General features: G+C 33.3%; 20 protein-coding genes and 2 pseudogenes. 13 read left to right on the top strand and 9 right to left on the bottom strand.

Annotated features, from left to right (window positions below):
* Positions 1–29: 29 nt before the first annotated feature.
* Positions 30–131 (bottom strand): YjcZ family sporulation protein, encoded by a 102-nt coding sequence (locus tag ACFWDE_RS25085; RefSeq protein ID WP_000505688.1) that lies wholly within the window; start codon positions 129–131, stop codon positions 30–32.
* 1,939 nt (positions 132–2,070) lie between these two features.
* Here ACFWDE_RS25085 and ACFWDE_RS25080 point away from each other — a divergent pair.
* Together ACFWDE_RS25080 and ACFWDE_RS25075 are read left to right on the top strand one after the other, a co-directional pair.
* A pseudogene (locus ACFWDE_RS25080) lies at positions 2,071–2,185 on the top strand (Holliday junction resolvase RecU); the annotation flags it as partial.
* A 152-nt stretch (positions 2,186–2,337) separates the two neighbouring features.
* The gene (locus ACFWDE_RS25075; protein WP_002148824.1) at positions 2,338–3,285 is read left to right on the top strand and encodes a DNA-binding transcriptional repressor DeoR; all 948 of its coding nucleotides are present in this window, start codon (positions 2,338–2,340) and stop codon (positions 3,283–3,285) included.
* Positions 3,286–3,333: 48 nt separating this feature from the next.
* Here ACFWDE_RS25075 and ACFWDE_RS25070 read toward each other — a convergent pair whose 3' ends face one another.
* A complete protein-coding gene (locus tag ACFWDE_RS25070) occupies positions 3,334–3,696 on the bottom strand; it encodes a hypothetical protein (protein WP_377895464.1) in 363 nt (120 codons plus the stop codon).
* A gap of 156 nt (positions 3,697–3,852) precedes the next feature.
* Between ACFWDE_RS25070 and deoC the strand changes: the two genes are divergently transcribed.
* The 6 genes from deoC (at position 3,853) to ACFWDE_RS25040 (ending at position 8,652) form a co-directional block, all read left to right on the top strand.
* Entirely contained in the window at positions 3,853–4,524 is a 672-nt protein-coding gene (gene deoC / locus ACFWDE_RS25065; protein ID WP_002012110.1) for a deoxyribose-phosphate aldolase, read from the top strand.
* 105 nt (positions 4,525–4,629) lie between these two features.
* Positions 4,630–5,811: a NupC/NupG family nucleoside CNT transporter gene (locus tag ACFWDE_RS25060; RefSeq protein ID WP_002035026.1), complete on the top strand. Its 1,182-nt coding sequence runs from the start codon at positions 4,630–4,632 to the stop codon at positions 5,809–5,811.
* Positions 5,812–5,847: 36 nt separating this feature from the next.
* Positions 5,848–7,149, top strand: a complete 1,302-nt coding sequence (locus ACFWDE_RS25055; protein WP_002148821.1) for a pyrimidine-nucleoside phosphorylase — start codon at positions 5,848–5,850, stop codon at positions 7,147–7,149.
* 33 nt (positions 7,150–7,182) lie between these two features.
* Positions 7,183–7,578 carry a cytidine deaminase gene (locus ACFWDE_RS25050; protein WP_002148820.1) on the top strand — a complete coding sequence of 132 codons (396 nt, stop codon included), beginning with the start codon at positions 7,183–7,185 and terminating at the stop codon, positions 7,576–7,578.
* A 180-nt stretch (positions 7,579–7,758) separates the two neighbouring features.
* Complete coding sequence (locus ACFWDE_RS25045; protein WP_002148817.1) at positions 7,759–8,154, top strand: DUF2871 domain-containing protein; 396 nt, start codon at positions 7,759–7,761, stop codon at positions 8,152–8,154.
* Positions 8,155–8,169: 15 nt separating this feature from the next.
* Positions 8,170–8,652 carry a CcdC family protein gene (locus ACFWDE_RS25040; RefSeq protein WP_002148816.1) on the top strand — a complete coding sequence of 161 codons (483 nt, stop codon included), beginning with the start codon at positions 8,170–8,172 and terminating at the stop codon, positions 8,650–8,652.
* Positions 8,653–8,702: 50 nt separating this feature from the next.
* Here ACFWDE_RS25040 and ACFWDE_RS25035 read toward each other — a convergent pair whose 3' ends face one another.
* Entirely contained in the window at positions 8,703–8,933 is a 231-nt protein-coding gene (locus ACFWDE_RS25035; protein WP_377895460.1) for a DUF896 domain-containing protein, read from the bottom strand.
* A 269-nt stretch (positions 8,934–9,202) separates the two neighbouring features.
* Between ACFWDE_RS25035 and ACFWDE_RS25030 the strand changes: the two genes are divergently transcribed.
* Entirely contained in the window at positions 9,203–10,117 is a 915-nt protein-coding gene (locus ACFWDE_RS25030; protein WP_377895459.1) for a hypothetical protein, read from the top strand.
* 71 nt (positions 10,118–10,188) lie between these two features.
* Here the strand turns inward: ACFWDE_RS25030 and ACFWDE_RS25025 are convergent, their stop codons facing one another.
* Complete coding sequence (locus ACFWDE_RS25025) at positions 10,189–10,896, bottom strand: alpha/beta fold hydrolase (protein ID WP_377895457.1); 708 nt, start codon at positions 10,894–10,896, stop codon at positions 10,189–10,191.
* Positions 10,897–11,038: 142 nt separating this feature from the next.
* On the opposite strand from ACFWDE_RS25025, the gene ACFWDE_RS25020 reads away from it, so the two are divergent.
* Entirely contained in the window at positions 11,039–11,914 is an 876-nt protein-coding gene (locus tag ACFWDE_RS25020) for a LysR family transcriptional regulator (protein ID WP_377895455.1), read from the top strand.
* A 50-nt stretch (positions 11,915–11,964) separates the two neighbouring features.
* Here the strand turns inward: ACFWDE_RS25020 and ACFWDE_RS25015 are convergent.
* Together ACFWDE_RS25015 and ACFWDE_RS25010 are read right to left on the bottom strand one after the other, a co-directional pair.
* A pseudogene (locus tag ACFWDE_RS25015) lies at positions 11,965–12,694 on the bottom strand (urease accessory protein UreH domain-containing protein).
* Between the two features lie 15 nt (positions 12,695–12,709).
* Positions 12,710–13,696, bottom strand: coding sequence for a F510_1955 family glycosylhydrolase (locus tag ACFWDE_RS25010; RefSeq protein WP_377895453.1), 987 nt, complete (start codon positions 13,694–13,696; stop codon positions 12,710–12,712).
* A 261-nt stretch (positions 13,697–13,957) separates the two neighbouring features.
* Between ACFWDE_RS25010 and ACFWDE_RS25005 the strand changes: the two genes are divergently transcribed.
* Entirely contained in the window at positions 13,958–15,241 is a 1,284-nt protein-coding gene (locus ACFWDE_RS25005) for an aminopeptidase P family protein (RefSeq protein WP_377895451.1), read from the top strand.
* Positions 15,242–15,343: 102 nt separating this feature from the next.
* Here ACFWDE_RS25005 and ACFWDE_RS25000 read toward each other — a convergent pair whose 3' ends face one another.
* Both ACFWDE_RS25000 and ACFWDE_RS24995 read right to left on the bottom strand, forming a co-directional pair.
* Entirely contained in the window at positions 15,344–15,979 is a 636-nt protein-coding gene (locus ACFWDE_RS25000) for a pentapeptide repeat-containing protein (protein WP_377895448.1), read from the bottom strand.
* Positions 15,980–16,261: 282 nt separating this feature from the next.
* A complete protein-coding gene (locus ACFWDE_RS24995) occupies positions 16,262–16,807 on the bottom strand; it encodes a hypothetical protein (protein ID WP_377895446.1) in 546 nt (181 codons plus the stop codon).
* Between the two features lie 438 nt (positions 16,808–17,245).
* Between ACFWDE_RS24995 and topB the strand changes: the two genes are divergently transcribed.
* Positions 17,246–19,390, top strand: a complete 2,145-nt coding sequence (gene topB / locus ACFWDE_RS24990) for a DNA topoisomerase III (protein ID WP_377895444.1) — start codon at positions 17,246–17,248, stop codon at positions 19,388–19,390.
* Positions 19,391–19,875: 485 nt separating this feature from the next.
* Here topB and ACFWDE_RS24985 read toward each other — a convergent pair whose 3' ends face one another.
* Positions 19,876–20,544: a YczE/YyaS/YitT family protein gene (locus tag ACFWDE_RS24985; RefSeq protein WP_377895442.1), complete on the bottom strand. Its 669-nt coding sequence runs from the start codon at positions 20,542–20,544 to the stop codon at positions 19,876–19,878.
* A 138-nt stretch (positions 20,545–20,682) separates the two neighbouring features.
* Here ACFWDE_RS24985 and ACFWDE_RS24980 point away from each other — a divergent pair, with 138 nt between their 5' ends.
* Positions 20,683–21,558: a LysR family transcriptional regulator gene (locus ACFWDE_RS24980; protein ID WP_002148786.1), complete on the top strand. Its 876-nt coding sequence runs from the start codon at positions 20,683–20,685 to the stop codon at positions 21,556–21,558.
* Positions 21,559–21,978 lie beyond the last annotated feature (420 nt).

The following is a 21,978-nucleotide window of genomic DNA, read 5'->3' as shown; positions in this document are numbered from 1 at the left end:
CCTATAAGAGTGTCTTTTCCAATAGTTTTTTAGCAGAAGCAGCTAGCTCCAACTATGATTAATAAAATAAATAATACAACTAATAAAGCAAAGCCGCCGCCACAACTACTACAACTACCACCAAAGCCCATTTTAATCTCTCCTTTGAGTAGGAGGGGAAAATTAAGGTCACTCATGTATTTTAATGGATTCACTTTACTTTATGTTTTTACTCATTAATTGAGCAGGTCCTAAAAAAAAAGACGCCATAAGGCGTCCCCCACAATTGGGTAGATAAGGTTTAGTTTTCCAATCTAAAGAAATTATGTATCACACCTTGAGAGTATATCATAATATCTAATCGATTTAATATGCAATATTACATATCCTTTTCCAAGCTTCTAATTTTTATAAAAAAAAGACACCCTAAGGTGCCTTCCTCCGAGTTTAAATGAAGTAGTATTGATGTTAACTCGACTTCAAATAATTTACTTTCAAGTTCACTAAGTGCAATCATTGATACAGGGTATGGAGATGTATTAGACAAAACTTGTGATGAAATAGGTTCTCCTGATGATGAGAAAAATGTAACAAACACTTGTGAAAGTGGAGGGACCATAATGATAATACGGTCAGTTTTTTGTAACGTATTAACCAACTCCAAAATTATATAGTTTTATAAGAATTCAAAACTATATTCGATAAATATACAGATATTTTTATTAATGCTTTTCCATTAGTGAATTGAGAAAATTAATAAACTCTATATTTCATTGTAAACAATCTAAGAGCACGCATATATGCGTGCTCTTAGAATAGAAAGATAGTTTTCTATGAGTCGGGACCCCATACAATAGCATATGCTTGTCCAATTTATATGTGAGAAGCTTTTTAATAAAACCGCTATTTGGTAAGTACATGTTAAAAAAGAGCGCCTTGCAAAGGCACTCTTTACAAAGTGTTTTGTCTACTTTTGTGATTTTTGAAAAGCGATGAAAGCTGTTATCCCACTTATGAAACTAGGCGGTAGGCTCCAAAAAAAGAAATCCCATCGAGCAGTTACAAGAGTGACAGTTAAGAAAAATAGGGGGACTAAAATAATAATCATTAAAGATATTCTTTGATATAGATTCATATAAACACGCCCCTTTATAGATATGTAGTAGTGTATTTATATTTACAATTCAGTAGCTTTGAAAGTTCATTATTTATAACAAAAATTTCATTTTGTATTAGTTTAAAACCTAAAAAAGAGCACTTTATTAAGTGCTCTCGTGACGAGATCTATTTTGTAAAGACTACTTTATTTTATAAAGAAAGGAACACAAAATATTATATCTAGTCCAGGTGATTGTGTGCATTATTATAAACAAAGAGCAGCTAGCAAAAGCTAACTGCACCCTACAAGGAGATACAGAGAAAACTACTTTAAATGAGATTTGGCATACAGCCTATTAACAGTATTGACGGAATATTGAGTTTCATTCAAGGGGGATTATATTTTACAAATTAGATTATGATAGTCGATATTCTCCATATTGACCAGAAAAGAACCAAAAATTCTATTGAAATTCCAAGTGTTCTTTTCCTAGTTTTTTGAAATTCTTTTATTAAATAGCCAACAGCACTAATTGCTATAAGAATGAAAAGAATAAGTTCTAGTGTAACTGGCATTTGATCTACTCCTAATCCTTTGATTTATTATATAACGATTATAAGATATTTTTTGTGGTTAGTGGTGAAAAATTAAACAAAACCATCTCTTTACGAAAAAAGGTCCTGTTGTCTCCAACAGAACCTCTCCTAAAATGGCAAAGAGTAACTCTTATCTTACTCTTCTGCTATATAATACATAAAACACGTATAGATGTGTAGAACAAAATATTCCAATATAATTATTTAAATAAAGTGTTTAAAAGTATTTTATCAGAGCTTAGTATAAGGAATTAAATTACAAATGCTGATTTATCAATGGATATTAATGATGCGCTAGTAAACGATAGTTAATAAATGAATATTACAATAACAAAATAAGGAATATTGCATATTCAATTGAAATAGAAAATTACAAGTGGAAAGTGAGGAATAACAATAGGACTAGGAAATCGTGTTATGGCATTTGAAATGCTTATTAATCTAGCAAATGGAAATGTATCAAAGAAGGGGAGTGGCGCTTATAAACAAGCGTCCAACTCCTATAAAGGTGTAAAAAGTAAGCTACACAATAAAGTTTCATTGTAAATACTAAGTGGAGTAGAAGTTTAGGCTGATAAATAAGGGAGTCGAAATTTCTTGCATAAAGCTGTATAATGCTTGTAACGAAAGGGAAATACAGGAAAGGATTTGTAATGAGTTACTATGGAAAAAGATAAACAACAATTAAGCGTTGAAGTTGCAAGATTATATTATCAATCAGATTATAGTCAGCAAGAAATTGCTAACAAATTAAATATTTCAAGACCGACGATCTCTAGATTATTAAAATACGCGAAAGAAAAAGGATTTGTTCAAATTAGTATAGCTGATCCATTTGCTGACTTAGATAACGTTGGGAATTTACTTAAAGAAAAGTACAACCTGTTAGAAGCACATGTCGTATTTTCTCCAGTACCAGAATATGCAACGATTACGGAGTATATTAGTAAATATGCTGCTGAGTATATGGAAAAGACAGTGAAAACTGGTGATATCGTTGGTGTAAGCTGGGGAATGACGATGTATGAAATCGCTAGAAAAATCGTGCCACAACATGTAAAAGGCGTAGAGGTTGTCCAATTAAAAGGTGGCATTAGTCACTCCAGTGTAAATACATATGCGAATGAGACGATTGCTTTATTTGCAGATGCTTTTCAAACGACGCCAAGAAATCTACCCCTTCCAGTTATATTTGATAATGCGGTGACAAAAGAGTTAGTAGAGCAGGATCGACATATTCATCACATTATTGAAATGGGGAAACAAGCAAATATTGCAATTTTCACTGTTGGTACAGTGCGTGATGAAGCGTTATTATTCCGATTAGGATATTTAGATAAGGATGAAACGAATATCCTGAAAAAACAAGCTGTCGGTGACATTTGTTCACGTTTCTTTGATGGAGACGGAAATATTAGTAGCGAAGAAATTAATAAGCGTACAATTGGAATTGAGTTAGAGGAACTTAAATTAAAGAAACGCTCTATTTTAGTTGCAGGTGGTAATAGAAAAATAAAAGCAATTGATGGTGCGTTACGTGGTGGGTATGCAAATGTATTAATTATCGATCAGCATACAGCAAAAGAATTGTTACATTATCAAAAAGGTTAGAAATAAAAGGCTTTCTCAAACTATTAATTTTGAGAAAGCCTTTTATTTTTAGTATGAATAAATCAATGTGTAGTACCTTGTAAAGTATTTGTAAGGAACGCTCTTTGATTGATCTCCTTTTTCAAAAATTAATGAGTTAGCCATAATATCTCTATCTACAAAAGTCCATCCATCTTGCTCCAGCATATTGATAAAAGGTTCCATTTTTCCGCGCTTTACTAAGTAGGGGTATTGATTATCTATCGGTTCTACTTCCACCATTTCTTTATTTTGAATAACCATCTTAGACATAGCTAAAGCAAATGGAATGGGGTTTCCTTCTTGGAAAATAACATCCCTTTTATAAAAAATAAATATGGATAGTGAGGTGCATACTAGCAATGTGAATATAAAGAATTTTGACTTAAACAAGTGGTTCACATCCTTTATTTACAAGCTTATACTACTTTCAATGTATTACAAGAAATTCCCTTCTAAAAAAGAATGAACAAAATTTCAAAAGTGTATTTACATTTGTTCAACTAAGAGTTAGAATGAAGTTGTTAAAAGATATGAGGAGTGATGATAATGAATATTGCAAAGTTAATTGACCATACAATTTTAAAACCAAATTCTACTAAAGAAGATGTTATGAAAGTAATCGAAGAGGCAAAGCAATACAAATTTGCTTCAGTTTGTATTAATCCTACATGGGTAAAGCTAGCTGCTGAAGAATTAGCTGGACATGATGTAGACGTTTGTACTGTAATCGGTTTCCCATTAGGAGCAAGCACTACTGAAACAAAAGCATTCGAAACAAAAGATGCTATCGCAAAAGGTGCAACTGAAGTTGATATGGTAATCAACGTAGGTGCTTTAAAAGATGGCGACAATGAGTTCGTTGAAAAAGATATTTATGAAGTAGTACAAGCAGCAAAAGGAAAAGCTCTTGTAAAAGTAATCATTGAAACTTGCCTTCTAACAGACGAAGAAAAAGTTCGTGCTTGTGAATTATCAGTAAAAGCTGGCGCTGATTTCGTAAAAACTTCAACTGGATTCTCAACTGGCGGAGCAACTGCAGAAGATATCGCATTAATGCGTAAAACAGTTGGACCAAACGTTGGCGTGAAAGCATCTGGTGGCGTTCGTACACGTGAAGATGCAGACAAAATGGTAGAGGCTGGAGCTTCTCGCGTTGGAGCAAGTGCTAGTGTTGCAATCGTATTAAATGATGCAAAAGGTGCTACAGATAACTACTAATCAATAAAGAGTGAAGAGCAATAGATACACGTTTAAAGTAAAGTGTATCTATTGCTTTAACAATTGAAAAGAATGTAAGCGGATACGAATGGGAGGAGACGGCTTATGAAATACTTAATCGGTGTTTTAGGCCTCGTATTGATTTTAGGTATCGCTTGGCTTGCTAGTAATGATAGAAAGAAAGTCAAATATCGCCCAATCATAACGATGGTTATATTACAATTCATTTTGGGGTTTTTATTATTAAATACAAGCGTAGGGAATATATTAATTAGCGGAATAGCAGATGGTTTTGGAGAATTATTAAAATATGCCGCTGATGGTGTGAATTTCGTATTTGGTGGATTAGTAAATCAAAAAGAGTTTTCGTTCTTTTTAAGTGTATTGATGCCAATCGTATTTATATCAGCTTTAATAGGTATTTTGCAACACATTAAAGTATTACCTATTATTGTGAAATCTATCGGTCTAGTATTAAGTAAAGTAAATGGAATGGGGAAATTAGAATCATATAACGCTGTTGCTTCTGCGATTTTAGGGCAATCTGAGGTGTTTATTTCAGTTAAGAAACAACTAGGATTATTGCCAGAAAAGAGAATGTATACATTATGTGCATCTGCAATGTCTACCGTTTCTATGTCTATCGTTGGATCGTACATGGTGTTATTAAAACCACAATATGTTGTAACCGCTTTAGTACTTAACTTATTTGGTGGTTTTATTATCGCTTCTATTATTAATCCGTATGAGGTTACTGAAGAAGAAGATATGTTAGAAGTACAAGAAGAAGAGAAAAAGACCTTTTTTGAAGTATTAGGGGAATATATTATAGATGGATTTAAAGTTGCAATTACAGTAGCAGCTATGTTAATCGGTTTCGTTGCCCTTATCGCTTTTATTAATGCAGTATTTAAAGGTGTAATTGGTATCTCATTCCAAGAAATTCTTGGCTATGTATTTGCACCATTTGCATTTATCATGGGTGTTCCTTGGCATGAAGCAGTTAATGCCGGTAATATTATGGCGACAAAACTTGTATCAAATGAATTTGTAGCGATGACAGATTTAGCGCAAGGAAACTTTAATTTCTCAGATAGAACGACAGCGATTATATCTGTATTCTTAGTATCATTTGCAAACTTCTCTTCAATTGGAATTATTGCAGGAGCGGTGAAAAGCTTAAATGAAAAACAAGGAAATGTAGTCGCAAGATTCGGCTTGAAATTACTTTTCGGTGCAACGTTAGTAAGTTTCTTATCAGCAACAATCGTTGGCTTATTATTTTAAAAGATTCATATAATATGAAAAGGAATGGTGATTGTAATGAGAATGGTAGATATTATTGCGAAAAAACGTGATGGAAAAGAATTAACGACTGAAGAAATCAAATTCTTTATTAATGGATATACAGATGGAAGTATTCCTGATTATCAAGCGAGTGCACTTGCAATGGCAATCTTCTTCCGAGATATGACGGATCGTGAACGTGCAGATTTAACAATGGCAATGGTTGAGTCTGGAGAAACAATCGACTTATCAGCAATTGAAGGCATTAAAGTAGATAAGCATTCAACTGGCGGTGTTGGTGATACAACAACATTAGTATTAGGACCATTAGTTGCTGCTTTAGATGTACCAGTAGCAAAAATGTCTGGTCGTGGTTTAGGACATACGGGCGGAACAATTGACAAATTAGAAGCAGTGGAAGGGTTCCACGTTGAGATTACGAAAGAGCAATTCATTGATATTGTAAACCGTGATAAAGTGGCTGTTATCGGACAAACAGGAAACTTAACACCTGCTGATAAAAAAATCTATGCACTTCGTGATGTAACAGGAACAGTAAACTCGATTCCTCTAATCGCAAGTTCAATTATGAGTAAAAAAATTGCAGCTGGTGCTGATGCGATCGTACTTGATGTAAAAACAGGTGCTGGTGCATTTATGAAAACAGAAGAAGATGCAAAAGAATTAGCTCATGCAATGGTACGTATCGGAAATAATGTTGGACGTCAAACGATGGCAGTAATTTCAGATATGTCACAACCTCTTGGTTTTGCAATTGGTAACGCTCTAGAAGTGAAGGAAGCAATTGATACTTTAAAAGGCGAAGGTCCAGAAGATTTAACAGAATTAGTACTTGTATTAGGTAGCCAAATGGTTGTACTTGCGAAAAAAGCTAATACATTAGAAGAAGCTCGTGAAATGTTAATTGAAGTTATGAAAAACGGAAAAGCAACTGAGAAATTTAAAGAGTTCTTAAGCAATCAAGGCGGAGACAGCTCGATTGTAGACAATCCAGAAAAAATGCCACAAGCGAAGTATGTAATTGATGTACCAGCTAAAACTTCAGGTGTTATTTCTAACATTGTTGCGGATGAAATTGGTATCGCTGCCATGCTACTAGGTGCAGGTCGTGCTACGAAGGAAGATGAAATTGATTTAGCTGTAGGTTTAATGTTACGTAAAAAGGTTGGCGATGCAGTAAAAGAAGGCGAGCCGTTCGTAACGATTTATGCAAATCGTGAAAATGTAGAAGATGTAAAAGCAAAAATTTATGAAAACATTTCTATCTCTGAAACAGCAGTGGCTCCTAAATTAGTTCATACAGTTATTACTGATTAATCATAATTACATTTACTTTGAGGAGGAAATAATATGGATAAGAAAAAATATATTGAAGAAGCAAATAAGATGTTATCAAAAGCATATATTCCGTATTCAAAATTTCCTGTTGGCGCAGCGTTAGTTACGAAAGAAGGTAAAATCTATACGGGTTGTAATATAGAAAATGCTTCTTACGGCTTATGTAACTGTGCCGAAAGAACGGCGATCTTTAAAGCAGTATCAGAAGGTGAGCGCGACTTTAGTTATTTAGTCATTACAGGCGAAACGGACGGACCGATTTCACCATGTGGTGCTTGTAGACAAGTTATTGCTGAATTCTGTGATCCGAAAATGCTTGTTTTACTAACGAATGTAAAAGGCGATGAAAAAGAAGTGACGGTTGAACAATTGTTGCCGGGTGCTTTCTCAATTGAAGATTTAAAATAAGTTAGAAGGCCATTCCACAATTAATAGTTGTGGAATGGCCTTTTTATTTTCAAGAAATAAAAAACCAAAATAACAATGTAATACTCTGTTCATATTCCGTTCATAAACTTTGCGTAAAATGATTGCAGTGAATATGGAAAGTGACGATATTAATTGTCGTTCTACAGCAGGAGGAATATAATGAAGAAATTATATAATGCAGCATTCATTTACTTAATTATTGGTTTATTATCAGGTGTATTTGCTAGAGAGTATACAAAAGCGCAAGGAATTAAAGGATCCACTATGTTGCAATTAGTGCATACACACGTATTAGTGCTCGGCTTCGTATTCTTTTTGGTCGCTTTGGCTCTATTTAAAGTATTTAATGTCCGTGAAACAAAAAGTTTTCGTGTATGGTTTGTTGTGTATAACATAGGATTAATTTTTACAATCGCTACAATGGTATTTAGAGGTATTTTACAAGTAAACGGAACAGACTTTAACGGTTTAAGCCATATGGCTGGATTAGCTCATGTCATTATAAGTGTCGGGCTTGTTTGGTTTATGATTTTGCTCAAAAAGTCTTTTAAATAGATAGGGGTGGAGAGTATGAGTTTAGCACTTTTATCAAGTATCGTAGCAGTTTGTATGGCTGTTGGTGTAATGTTTCTTCGAGTTAAGTCAGCGAAAAAACCGGTAACGAAAAAGAAAATTATATTACCGCCAATCTTTATGAGTACTGGCGCATCGATGTACTTCTTACCAGAGTTTCGGTTAACATCGTTAGAAATAGTAGAGGCAATTAGTATAGGACTTATTTTCTCTATATTTCTTATTAAAACATCTAAGTTCGAAATAAAAGGTGAAGACATATATATGAAACCGTCAAAAGCGTTCATATTTATTTTAGTTGGATTATTAGCTGTACGAGTAGGACTTAAATCATATTTAAGTCAATCGATTGATTTAGCACAATTAAGCGGGATGTTTTTCTTACTTGCCTTTGCGATGATCGTATCGTGGAGAATTGCTATGTATCGCTCGTATACTAAATTAGAAAAGACAATAAAAAGAGCTGGAATTTCTATATAGGAATTTCAGCTCTTTTTATGTTTTATTGAATGTATTCTTTAGCACGGAGCTCATTCGCTAAATTTCAAACGGTCTTGGGCATGCTGTAAAGCAAGTGGAGTAATATTTTCTCCGTTAGAATCTACAATTGTTGTATTTAGTAAAATGGAATCTAAACTTCCGCGGAATTCTTTCGTATAGCTTTTTCTTAGCATTTGTTGCTCTTGTTTTTCTGCACTATTTAATCCTAAAGTTTTTTCTTTTTTTGCTAATTCATTAATACGGAATAAAATGTTTTTCATTTCTTTCACCTCTAAGATTTTTATTTTAAATTAGTAACTTACTAATTTATAGTTATTGTAACCTATCTTTTATAAGGTGTCAATGCCTGTAAAAAATCAACTCTTTATACTGTATATAAAATAGTATGGAGAAACTAAGTAGATAAGTAATACTTGAAATATGAAAATTATTTGTATACAATACCTAAGTAGGGTATACAAAGGTTCTTTGTATTGACCGCATTTATACAAGCATAATGAAAAGAGATAATAAAAAGGAGTATGTAATAATGGATTCAGTAATTTCAAGGAAAGAGACAATTATTTCATATAGCATTGCAATTCTATTTATTTTAGCAATGGTCGCAGCTGGTGTACTATTAGATGATCCAGAAGTAATTTTGCCGGAAATAGCTGCGATGGCAATAGCTTTATGGGCATATCGTGAGCCGGGATGGCTAAGACAACCAGAAAAAATCTTTATTGCGCCGTCAATAACAGCTGTTATTGGTTTTGCAGTGAATCAAATGGATATAGCGTATATAGGAAAAGTTAGCTTAACACTTATATTCATGATGCTGTTTTTACGTGTTATACAATCAAATTTAGCACCGTCTATTGCAACTGGTTTATTACCATTAGTAACAAATGCGACTGAATGGTCATTTGTTATTTCTGTCTGCATTTTGACATTTATATTGATGCTAGGTGTTCTTATATTTAAACTGAATAATGGTATTGAGAGAAAAGTGAAAATACAATATAAATATATGTTTGTATTTTTAATACTAAATTTTGTATGGATAAGTATATGTTGGATCACTGGTTATGAACAATTAGCGGTTATTCCGCCAATATTAGTTGTTGTATATGAATCGCTTCAAAAACCGATGTACAATGAAAAAATGGCATTTAAACAAATAGTAGTATTAACTATATCGGCGACTGTTGGAACTTTATTGTACTTTGCAATCGATTCATGGATTGTAGTTACTTTATTAAATATGATATTGATGTTTATTTTGTTGAAAATCGTTGGAGTACGTATTCCAGCAGCGTATGCATTTCCCTTACTTCCACTCGTATTTCCTGATGAAATGATAAAAATGTTACCAGTAAGTTCATTCATTGCAGGGGTATTCTTATTTGGGGCAGTATTACTGTATAAAAAGTGGGAGATGAAGCAAAAGGGAATGCAAATGTAGAGAAGAAAATACAATCCTTAGTTAGCATAAAAAATAGACACCCGCGGGTGTCTATTTTCATTAAATGAAATTTAGCTTAATTCATTTAAGTAATTAACAAGTTCTGTTGTTTTAGAAAAGAATGGTGAATGATCAGCTTCCAAAGTAATTATTTTCGTGCAAGGAGTTTCTGTATTCATTCGGCGCTGAAAATCAATCGGAATCGCTCTATCTAGAGTTGTTTCAATATAAATGCGATCTATAGTTCCGAAGCTTTCTTCAGAAATTTTTAGCTCTTGCTGGAATGGTCCTAACGGTTGAGGACGCATTTGTTTGAAAGAAGCTTCTTTAATCGCTTCGTCTTCTGTAGCATTTAAAAATGTTTGTTCAATCACCCTTGGTATAAGTTCTGCAGTCAAGTCATTCTCGTTTATAGAGAATTGTGGTCCGGTTTCTCCATTTAATTTACTACCAAGACTTTCACCGTTTTGTGGTAAGAATGCGCAAAGATAAACTAATTTATCGATTTTATTTGGTATATATTCAGCTGTTTGTGTAATAACAATGCCGCCCATACTATGTCCAACGAGAATAACATTTTTATTTTGTTGATGTATAGCATCAGTTACTGCATCAACATAGGAATCTAACGTTACATTCTGAGAGGGAGTCATATCTTTCCCGCTTCCAGGTAAGTCTAGTGTAATAACAGTGTGACCTAAAGCCTCTAGCTGAGGTTTTACTAATTCCCATGCCCATTCGCCTTGCCATGCTCCATGTACTAAAACGTAAGTACTCATTTAATCAACACTCCTCTAATGTTTATATGCTTTATTTTTTGTAAAATTGATGATGTATACTTAGTGTATAGGAAGTGGTTTGATAAATATAATGAAGGTTATTTATAGATGATATAAATATCTTTTATATAAGGAGAACAGAATGAACGTTTTTGATTTTAAAGTTTTTAAAAATGTGGCTCGGTTGAACAGCATTAGTTTAGCAGCTAAGGAATTACATATGACGCAACCAGCAATAACCCATATTATAAACAAACTAGAGAAACGATATGCTTTAACTTTATTTGATCGCTCTAGGCAAGGAACGATGTTAACTGAAAATGGAAAAGAATTTTTAGTTTGTGTAGATCGACTTCTAATGGAGTATGAAAATCTTGAAGAAACAGCTTTACAATTGAAAAATAAAAGTTTGTATAAGATTGTATTAGCTACGTATCCTTCCGTTACTGTATATTGTTTGGCGGAGTGTATCCAATTAGGTAATATTGATCAAAGTCAGTACGTGCTTGCAGTTAGAGAGGGAAGCTATCAAGAAGTTTTAGATTGGCTGTCTGCTGGAAGTGCTGATTTTTCTATTTCTATAAAAGAAAATCTAATACCAGGATTTCACTATGAAGTTATTGGTGAAGATCCTTATGTTATAGTTTCTTCAAAGACTATTCCACCTAACCTTACTAGTAAAGAGTTGAAAAATTATCCTTTTATTATGCCACTTTCTGGTTGTAAAGAAGTACTTGAACCATATTTGATGAAAAATGAAATAACAGTTAATAAAGTGATGGAGTCAGAGTCAATTAGCTCGGCATTAGCACTTACTTTACAAGTTAACGGTATAACAATCGTTCCGTTATCAGGACTTCATAAACAAATCATTCATGACTTTATCGTGCAACCGATAGAAATTAAAATCTCGCGACAACTCATTATGCAGTGGTCGCCTAAGAAAGAGAAAGATCCATTGTTTCTCGCATTTGTTACGAATTTGTTAGCGCAATTACAACAAAAGAAAAATGAATAAAATGATACAAAAGGTAAGCTCATTTCACTGAAGCTTACCTTTTGTATGTATTACCAATATAGAGCGGTATCATAAAGTCCGATTAAAATGAGAAGTACACCAGCTATACGCTGAATATTTTTTCCTATTTTTCGGCTCTTTTTAAGTAGTGTCCCATTTAAGCCTAGGTAGGAGATGATGGACATTAATACAATGATAGGTAGACCAGTTCCTATAGAGAAAAAGGTAGGATAAAAATCCCTGTAATTAGATGTTAAAGAGAGTGGTATTAATGTTCCGAAAAATAGCACAAACATAGTAGGGCAGAAAGCTAACGAAAAGAAGAACCCAAGCAAAAATGAGCTGACTTCATTTTGTTTTCGTATAAATGTGATAGGGAAGATGGTAGAGAAGAAATTTCTTCCTATTATCATGCCTGATAATATTAGCCCCATTAAAATTAATAAAGGTCCGATTAGTTTGCGTAACCATGGGAAATACAAAGTTAATGTTTGCTGAATTCCTTTTCCTAAAATGAATAACAGTATATGTTTCCAGGCATGCCCCTTTTGTAAAGATTGATTTCCATAAAGTGAAACTTTAATCAGTGGGGGTTTTACTGCCCGTTAATGCGGGATAAAGTGTAATAGCGCTAATGTTTCCTGTTAATTGGCAAGGAGCAAGGGTACCTACTATGCCTAATAAAAACGCAAATAAAAGAGGAGTTGATTTCGTAGCATTCGCGACATCCATTAAAGGAGACATGAGTTGATAACTCCACTCGCTAATTGTTGAAAACACGTTATATTCACCTTTCTAATTAAATTGTAATGTGCCATTTTTAGTAATCTGTTTCCACGTTTTACCGTCATCTGTGGAGAGGAATACATTTGCTTTCATTGTAGCAAAAACTATCTCAGATGAATTTTGAGGGTTTTGTGTAATATACATAATGTTATCTTTAGCATCTAATGATGGAACTTGTATGTTTGCCTCTTCATTTGTAGCGATAGATTGCTTCGTTATCATTTGTTTGTTTTCCTTATTAATAGAGGCATAAATGACATCTTCATCGCTAAATGTAACTGCGGTCGATTCAAGAGATTTAGAGAATAATTTAAAAGTATTCCCGTAATCTGTAGATAAATAAACGCCGTCTTTAGCACTTACTGCTACAACACTAGATTGATCCGGATGCACTGAAAAGGAGTGGATAGTACTCGAAAGGCCCTTTAACTTACTATTTTTCCATTCTTGTCCACTGTTTGTGCTGACATAAAAACCTTGTTGTAATTTAGAATTAGGACGTTCGTTGTATAAATAAATCGCTTCCGTATTATATCCGACAGCAAGGTTATGAAAATCAGATTCTCCATAGAATGCTAGCTTTTCAAGGTTATTGCCGCCATCAGAACTTTTCATTAATCCTAAAGGGTTTTTTAAATTTGCACCTAGTTCCGGATGCCCACTAGCAAAAAATCCATTTTTCGTTGCTTGAAAGCCCATATAATCGTGTAGCTGTGTAGCGGTTTCAAACCATTTGCCATTTTGATAAACTTTTATACCACTATGAGTTGCGATAGAAATCCCTGGCATATTTCCTGCATAGCCAATTCCATGAATGTGCGCGATTTTTCCGGATGTAATTTCTTTATAGAAGTTTTGCGGAATCGTATTTGCTTTTTCTTTATTTTTTGGCTGAGACTGAACCGTTTCTTTTTTTACTTGTTGTGTTTCTACATTATTAGAGCATCCTGTAATTATAAATAATGAAGTAATGGCTAGTCCTACGTAATGTTTCACGTTTGTAGGCTCCTTTCCTATATGTATGAGATTTTAAGTATATGGAATAAATGTCAAGAAATTGTGGAGTGGTATGCATAATCTCAAGTGGAATAGTAATGAAGATTTTATCCCGCATATATGTGCGGTAAGAAACTCATTAATGAAAGTTTTATTTTCAAAATGAACACTATTAATTGACGAAAAATTATAACAATAATAGAATGAATTGTATTGGATAATTAGTTTGAAAAACATACATAGAACGCAAGGGGGATTATTATGAAGTCAACATTTTTTGCTCAAAATAGAGAACGATTAGTAAACACATTACCAGATGAATCGATTACTATTTTATTTGCTGGACAGTCACCTCATATGTCAGCTGATGCACATTATAAATTTGTGCCGAATCGCAATTTTTACTATTTAACGGGAATCGATGAGCCGAATATTATTTTCGTGTTGAAGAAGTTTGGGAATAGTGTGGAAGAAACTCTTTTCATTGAAAAATCAGATCCAGTACTTGAAAAGTGGGTTGGAAAAACAGTTTCTAAAGAAGAGGCAGAACAAATTTCAGGTATAAAAAAAGTTGTATATATAGAAAGTTTTGAAAAGACAATGACAAATACACTTTTCGCAGAAAATGTGAAACATGTGTATTTAGATTTAGAGCGTCGTGAGTGGAAGGGTACTGAGACGAAACCGTTAGCGTTTGCTAAACATGTAAGAGAACAATATCCACACATTACAATCGGTAATGTATACCCGGACATTTGTGAATTACGAGTGTTTAAAACAGAGGAAGAAATTGAAAAAATTAAAGAAGCAATAGTGGTTACTCAAGAGGGTATTTATAATGTGCTGAAACAAGCGAAAGCAGGCATAATGGAATATGAATTAGAAGCCCATTTTGACTTCACATTAAAATCATCAGGTATTAAATATCATGCATTCGATACAATTTTGGCGAGTGGTAAAAATGCGACTGTACTGCATTATGAAGACAATGATGCACAAATTCAAAATGGCGATTTAGTACTGCTTGATTTAGGTGCTCAAAAAGACTATTACAATGCTGATATTAGTTACACATTCCCAGCTAGCGGAACGTTTTCGAGTTGCCAAAAACAAATATATAATATCGTGTTAAAAGCATTGAAAGAAACAACTGAACTTATTAAGCCAGGATTAAAGTTTGCTGCATTAAATGAGCATACAAAAAAAGTATTAGCAGAAGAGTGTAAAGCAATTGGTTTAATTCAAGAAGACGAGGAATTATCTAAATACTATTATCATGGAGTAAGTCACTTCCTAGGTTTAGATACGCATGATGTAGGAACGTATAAAGATAGAGTATTAGAAGCAGGTATGGTCATTACGATAGAGCCTGGCCTTTACATTGAGGAAGAATCAATTGGTATTCGTATTGAAGATGATATTCTTGTAACGAAAGACGGGTATGAAAACTTGTCAAAAGATATTATTAGATCAGTTGAAGAAATCGAAGAGTTTATGAGCGAAAATAATGAACATATAAAGGGAAATCAGGCCGTAGTTAAATAATAAGAAAAAGGTAACCACTAATGTATTTGAACTTCACCTCGAATCGTGGACACTTAAAAAAGTCCATGATTCGGGATAGAGTTCTGTGCTACCTCCGAAATACTAATCTTTAATTATTAATCCTAATAGAGTTGCGAACTGAACAGCTTGATATGTTGATACTTTACATCCTCTTAAATCGTTCACTGAAACTGTAAGTGTATCAAAATTAGAAGAACTAATATCTATCCCCTTCAGTGATGTTTGATCAAAATTAGCTTCGTCAAGGCTACATAATTGGAATTCAACTTTTTTTAGTTTACAGTCAAAGAAATCTGCATTATTTAATGAAGTTTCATTAAATATAATTTTTTCTAGTTTAGAATTTCCAAATGCCGCTAAATTCAAAATTGAATTCTCAAATTTAACATTTCCTAAGCTAGATTCTGTAAAGTTAACTCCAATTAATTTACTATTTTTAAATTCAACTCTGTGAACAGAAGAATTGCTTAAATTAACATTTGATAAATCGCAGTTTTCAAAACAAACATCTGTGATATCAATATTGCTAAAGTCTGTATTAGTGAACTTACAATTCTTTATCACTGCATTATATAAGCGCACTTTATCTACAGATTCATTTTCGAAAGTGGAGTCTATAATTTCACACATTTCTAATGTTGGATCTTCTTCATAAAAAACATCTTGAAAATTCCGTGAAGATAACTCTGGTGAAATTTTTGGTCTATCAATTTTCATAGTATATCAATCCTCTTCTTTTTGATATATGAGTGTAATTCAGGTTTAGTGTCTTTCTAGAAAGAACATTAGTTCTTATTATACACAAACCTACCTTTTTTTGTGAAGAGCATTGCAGCTAATTTTTTCTTATTTAGAAGTCACAGTGTTATTTTTTCTTAAGAAACAACGTCATAATAAATACGAGAATTGCTAATACAGTCGTTACAAGGAAAGCATCTTGCATACCTAAAATATTCGCCTCTTGTAAAGCGTCTGCTTTATTAATTTTGTTTGCAAGTGTTAATGCATATGTTGATTGTGTCCGGATGAAGGTGGAGGAGCATAATCTGGGAATGTTATAAATACAGAAACAATGATTACTACGCCAATTGAGAGCAATAATAGAAACCCACGATGGATATAAGTAGAGAAGGTTTCAGATAAAAGCTGAATCATACATGACATAGTTATCGTTATAGTAAGTAAGAGGCTAATGAACAGTATACTATGAGCTTGTTGAGCGTTTAACATTTCTGTAATCATAGCTCCCATCATACTTGCCATTAATCCAGAGAACATTCCTTCTAAGGCAGTATACAGGTGAAAACGTAGACCGACTAAAAAACCAATAAAACCACTAATCAAAATAGCAAGCAAAGTAGAATATAGTAATTCTCCTTTAAATAGAATACCTAAATAAAAACCAATGCTTAAACCGATACTCATACTAAAAGACATAATAAATACCATATACTCCATTAGGGTACCCTTACGTTTAGAAATATATGATGTAATAATAATCGAGATACAACAAAGTGTTAAGGTAGTTAACGTATAAGCAAGCATCATGATACCTCCCTGTCCTATCGTTCATTTCATCATATGTTCAAATGGAGAATACTTATGCTTATTTATATCTGCAAATTATCTGCACAATTTAAAAAAGGTAAGTTCAATATAATTTTCAAATAATGATGGTTATCTTTGCAGACGATACTTCATAACGAATTGTTATATTTAAAATTTTATAGAATATATGAAAGCAAATAGTAGTGAATGGAAAGGACGCTCGATTTTTGGACGTCTTTTTTGTTTGTGAGTATGCGAAAGAGGTTGTTATATAATGAGTTTCTATTGTGAAGCTCTTAAGAATAAGCGTATAATATTATAGGTCTCACATTTGTGAGGCAAACCGTGAATGATAAATAAGATTGTTGTTTTATCATCGCTTCTAAACATATAGACAATGAAAGTAACACTGGAATACAGATAGGGAGTTATAAAATGAAATTAATTATCGCCGAGAAACCAGATCAAGGTTTGGCTCTTGTTTCACAGTTTAAATATCGCCGGAAAGATGGGTATTTAGAAGTAGAAGCAAATGAGTTATTTCCAAATGGAGCGTACTGTACATGGGCAATTGGTCATTTGACGCAGTTATGTAATCCAGAACATTATCATGCAGAGTGGAAAAAATGGTCACTTAATACGTTACCAATGATTCCAGAACGTTTTCAATTTGAAGTAACAAAGTCAAAATATAAGCAATTTAACGTTGTGAAACAGCTGTTACATAATCCTCAGGTAACAGAAATTATTCACGCGGGCGATGCTGGTCGTGAAGGGGAATTGATCGTACGAAACATTATTAATCTTTGCAACGTGCAAAAGCCAATGAAGCGTCTTTGGATTTCATCTTTAACGAAACAAGCTATTTATCAAGGATTTAAAAACTTACTAGATGAAGCAGATACGATTAATACGTATTACGAAGCATATACAAGATCTTGCGCTGACTGGGTCGTTGGTATGAATGCATCGCGTGTCTTTAGTATTTTGCTAAAGAAAAAAGGAATGAACGATGTATTTTCCGCTGGTCGTGTACAAACACCAACATTAGCACTCATTGTAAAGCGTGAAAAAGAAATAGAGAACTTTAAGTCAGAGCCGTTTTGGGAAGTATTCGCAACCTTTAATATAGAAGGAAAGAAGTATGAGGGGAAATGGGAGAAAGATAATGAGTCCCGCTTAAATGATCCTGATTTGGCAAATAAAATTGCAGCGTTTTGTCAAAATAAACCGGCTGTAGTAAAAGAAATGAAAACGGAGCGTAAAGAGTTTCAGCCGCCGTTTTTATTTAATTTATCAGCACTGCAAGCGACAGCGAATAAAGCCTTTAAATTTTCACCGAAAAAGACGCTTGATATAACACAAGCACTATATCAAAAAGGGATAGTCTCTTATCCTCGTTCGGATTCTAACTATGTTACACAAGGAGAAGCAGCGACATTCCCTGATATTTTACAGAAGTTAAGTCAGTTTGATGAATATAAAGGTTTATTGCCAGCACCAATTGAATCGATTATGAACAATAAGCGTTATGTGAATGAAAAGAAAGTTACAGATCACTACGCAATTATACCGACAGAGCAAGTTACAAATCCAAGCAAACTATCAGGTGATGAAAAGAAAATTTACGATATGATCGTAAGAAGGCTGATTGCGGCGCATTATGAAGTAGCAATCTTTGACTATACAACAATTACAACTCTTGTAGACGAACGTGCAGCGTTCATTTCGAAAGGAAAACAGCAAATACAAGAAGGTTGGCGTAAAGTTATTTTCCAAGACGATAAAGATGACGAAACGATTCTTCCGATTGTAGCTGAAGGTGAACAAGGAAAAGTTGTAAAGGTGAAAGTGAAAGAAGGAAAAACACAGCCACCGAAGCGTTATACAGAAGGACAACTTATTACGTTAATGAAAACAGCCGGTAAGTATTTAGAGAATGAAGAGCTTGAGAAAGTATTAAAGAAAACAGAAGGTTTAGGTACTGAGGCAACTCGTGCAGGTATTATTACAATGCTGAAAGATCGTAAATATATAGATGTGCAGAAAAACCAAGTGTATGCAACCGATAAAGGTAAAGTATTAATTACAGCAATCGGTGATAAAATACTGGCTTCACCAGAAATGACTGCAAAATGGGAGCAACGCCTTGCGGAAATTGGAGAAGGCACAGCTTCACCAGCTACTTTTATGGAACAAACGAAGAAGCTATCAGCTAAAATTATTGAAGACGCGGTAGAAATGTCGGAGAAATGGGATTTCACTGGATTACATGTTGAATCGATTGAGCGAAAAGGATCGAAATTTACAACAGGTAAAAAGGTCGGGAACTGTAAAAAATGCGATGGCGATGTTATTGATAAGTCCACATTTTATGGGTGTTCCAACTACAACACAACACAGTGTGACTTTACCATTTCGAAGAAGATATTAAGTAAATCAATTTCGCAAAAAAACATGACAAAGCTATTAAAAGGTGAGAAGACCGATTTAATAAAAGGCTTTAAAAAAGGTGAGAAAACATTTGATGCGAAGTTAGAGTGGAAAGATAATAAGATTAATTTTGTGTTTGAGAATTAAGTGTGTCAATGAATAAAAAAGTCATTTACTAAATAAAAAAGTTCTTTCCTGAGTAAAAGGTTCTGCCAGGTTAGGTTTGAAAAAATTATTTATAGAAATAAAAAAGCATGACAATTTTATGTCATGCTTTTTTATTTTGTAATTACAGAATTTTGTGTACTAATATTAACAATTATTTAAAATAATTGTTTGAAAAAATGGTATGAAATAGGGTTAAGTAGCAATAAAGTTATTTAATTTACAATAAAGTCTTTTAAAATATAAAAAAGTTGTTTAAAGATCCTTCTTTAACTAAACGGCAGGTTAGTTTTAATACAATGTTTGTTTTATCATTTAACCAAAGTGATAGAAGGTCAAAGAAAAGGCAGTAATAAAGAAATGCCATTCCTAATGTGGACTGGCACCTGGTAAGATGCAAAATTCATTATTTGATTTCGGCTGAGGAATTTGATTCATCTATTTTTCCTGTACTTTATTATGATTCCTTAGGCAGCCTTCTCTGTTTTAAATACCCATTGTTGGAGAGTTGGTTGATAATACGGTATCATCCACCCTAAAATTTTGCCGATAAAATAGGCGGCAATTAGTGTGCCGATTCCGATTGAGCCTAATGATTGAATGAAAACTATACAGATTGCACCAGCCACACAAATGTTTATTAAATCGCTCAAAATTTTTGCTTTACCGAATTTCAAATTGAATTTTCCACTAATTGCATAAGTTAACGCATCATACGGCATTAATGGCAGTTTCGCTGTTGTATAGCCCATTAAACCGACCGCTATAACAAATAAACTAACAATCAAATATACACTTCGAGCAAGGAGAGTTTCAGGTGCAGGGAAAAGTTGTACAAGGAAGAGTGTTGCATCCATGAAAAACCCAAATAAAAACGAAATAATGAATTGACTCACAAATTCATTTAACTCCATTCGTTTACTTAATATCACTTGAATAATAATGTATAAAACATTTGCAAGGGCCATTGTCACACCAACCGATAAACCAATCGTTAGCGTACTTGCATATGCTAATGATGACACAGGCGATACACCAAATCCTGCTTGAATCGACATGCTAATGCCAATCGACATAAAAAATAACCCGAGCACGTATAAGATGATGCGCTTCAAGGTTCTGTTCCAATGATTCATAGTATCTCTCACTTTCTAGTTAATATTATCAATATAAAGACTATAGCTATAGAATTAAATATAACGCCAAATTCGACATATGAAAAATATATATATGATAAACTAATCATATCAAAAAACATATGACGGAGAGATACAATGGATTTCAGGCAATTATATTACTTTAAAGAAATTGTGAAACAAGGAAGCATTTCTAAAGCAGCAGAAGTGCTCCATATCGCGCAGCCCCCACTTAGCCAATTATTAAAAAAGCTTGAAACTGATCTTGGCACAACTTTAATTCATCGATATCGTCAAAAATGGGAGCTTACAGCAACAGGTGAAATACTATACCAATATGCCAATCAAATGTTAATACAAATTCAAGATGTAAAGCAGCAAATTCAAGAAATTGAACAAGGTATAGGAGGAACAGTAAGTATCGGTGTATCATCTGCATGTTCGAATATGCTCATTGACTATGTTAGTACGTTTAGAACACAATACCCTAATGTTAAAATAAATATAGTAACTGGAAATTCAGAAGAATTATTAAAAAGACTAGAACAAAGAGAAATTGATGTTGCCTTACTTTTACGATTGGGCAATAGTGAACAATATGAGATGAAAATATTAAAAAAACAACCAACCGCTGTGATTATTCCATCAAGTTGGGCAACATCGTTTTCATCACAGCATGTGACGATTGAACAGATTGCCCAGTTCCCATTCATTATGCTAGGAGCAATGGAAGGACTCTCCTTCAATGAAGACCTTTTCAAAGTGTTTGATGAACATCAAGTCAAGCCAAATATCATTATCGAGTGTAAAGATATAAGGATGGTTGTAGCACTTGTTAGTAGAGGACTAGGATTATCCGTTATTCCAAGAATGGATTACACATCATCATTTTTAGAACATACAACGCTTTTTGAATTGAAACAATTTGATTTTCATTTAGAGCCTGTAATAGTAAAATTAAAAGACCAAAGAATTTCCAAAGTAGCATCTCAATTTTGGGAAATGGTTGATTAGGAGATATGAACAAAGCAAAAATAGCCTTCAATCAAGTAATATAGACATCTTACGAAAAATTGAGCCGGGATAAAAAAGTTCTTTACTTGAGGAAGTTTCAAAACTGACTGTAGCTATATAAATAAAAGATAAAAAAGTTCTTTCCCGAGTGAAATGTTCTGTATTAGGTTTGAAAATATAGATAGAAAAAAGCATGACAATTTTAAGTCATGCTTTTTAATTTTATAATTACAGAGTTTTGTATACTGGCACTAAAATTTATTTGAAATAATTGTTTGAAAGGATGCTATTAAATTGGACGTTTATATCATTTTGATCATTTCTTTTATATAAAGGAAAAATAAGAAATTAGAAAATGGAAACAAGCAATGAAGAGAACAACTGAAAGTAGCTTACACAGATGTTTATAAAAAGTTATAG

Origin of the sequence: Bacillus sp. NPDC060175, assembly GCF_042728695.1 — a bacterium.
Classification (GTDB): domain Bacteria; phylum Bacillota; class Bacilli; order Bacillales; family Bacillaceae_G; genus Bacillus_A.
This window is presented reverse-complemented; position numbering and strand designations above follow the sequence as displayed.

Bases quoted from the DNA above. Each gene is read 5' to 3' on its own strand.
- ACFWDE_RS25085 (WP_000505688.1), bottom strand. From the start codon at position 131: ATGGGCTTTGGTGGTAGTTGTAGTAGTTGTGGCGGCGGCTTTGCTTTA.
- ACFWDE_RS25075 (WP_002148824.1), top strand. From the start codon at position 2,338: ATGGAAAAAGATAAACAACAATTAAGCGTTGAAGTTGCAAGATTATAT.
- deoC (WP_002012110.1), top strand. From the start codon at position 3,853: ATGAATATTGCAAAGTTAATTGACCATACAATTTTAAAACCAAATTCT.
- ACFWDE_RS25060 (WP_002035026.1), top strand. From the start codon at position 4,630: ATGAAATACTTAATCGGTGTTTTAGGCCTCGTATTGATTTTAGGTATC.
- ACFWDE_RS25055 (WP_002148821.1), top strand. From the start codon at position 5,848: ATGAGAATGGTAGATATTATTGCGAAAAAACGTGATGGAAAAGAATTA.
- ACFWDE_RS25050 (WP_002148820.1), top strand. From the start codon at position 7,183: ATGGATAAGAAAAAATATATTGAAGAAGCAAATAAGATGTTATCAAAA.
- ACFWDE_RS25045 (WP_002148817.1), top strand. From the start codon at position 7,759: ATGAAGAAATTATATAATGCAGCATTCATTTACTTAATTATTGGTTTA.
- ACFWDE_RS25040 (WP_002148816.1), top strand. From the start codon at position 8,170: ATGAGTTTAGCACTTTTATCAAGTATCGTAGCAGTTTGTATGGCTGTT.
- ACFWDE_RS25035 (WP_377895460.1), bottom strand. From the start codon at position 8,933: ATGAAAAACATTTTATTCCGTATTAATGAATTAGCAAAAAAAGAAAAA.
- ACFWDE_RS25030 (WP_377895459.1), top strand. From the start codon at position 9,203: ATGGATTCAGTAATTTCAAGGAAAGAGACAATTATTTCATATAGCATT.
- ACFWDE_RS25025 (WP_377895457.1), bottom strand. From the start codon at position 10,896: ATGAGTACTTACGTTTTAGTACATGGAGCATGGCAAGGCGAATGGGCA.
- ACFWDE_RS25020 (WP_377895455.1), top strand. From the start codon at position 11,039: ATGAACGTTTTTGATTTTAAAGTTTTTAAAAATGTGGCTCGGTTGAAC.
- ACFWDE_RS25005 (WP_377895451.1), top strand. From the start codon at position 13,958: ATGAAGTCAACATTTTTTGCTCAAAATAGAGAACGATTAGTAAACACA.
- ACFWDE_RS25000 (WP_377895448.1), bottom strand. From the start codon at position 15,979: ATGAAAATTGATAGACCAAAAATTTCACCAGAGTTATCTTCACGGAAT.
- ACFWDE_RS24995 (WP_377895446.1), bottom strand. From the start codon at position 16,807: ATGCTTGCTTATACGTTAACTACCTTAACACTTTGTTGTATCTCGATT.
- topB (WP_377895444.1), top strand. From the start codon at position 17,246: ATGAAATTAATTATCGCCGAGAAACCAGATCAAGGTTTGGCTCTTGTT.
- ACFWDE_RS24985 (WP_377895442.1), bottom strand. From the start codon at position 20,544: ATGAATCATTGGAACAGAACCTTGAAGCGCATCATCTTATACGTGCTC.
- ACFWDE_RS24980 (WP_002148786.1), top strand. From the start codon at position 20,683: ATGGATTTCAGGCAATTATATTACTTTAAAGAAATTGTGAAACAAGGA.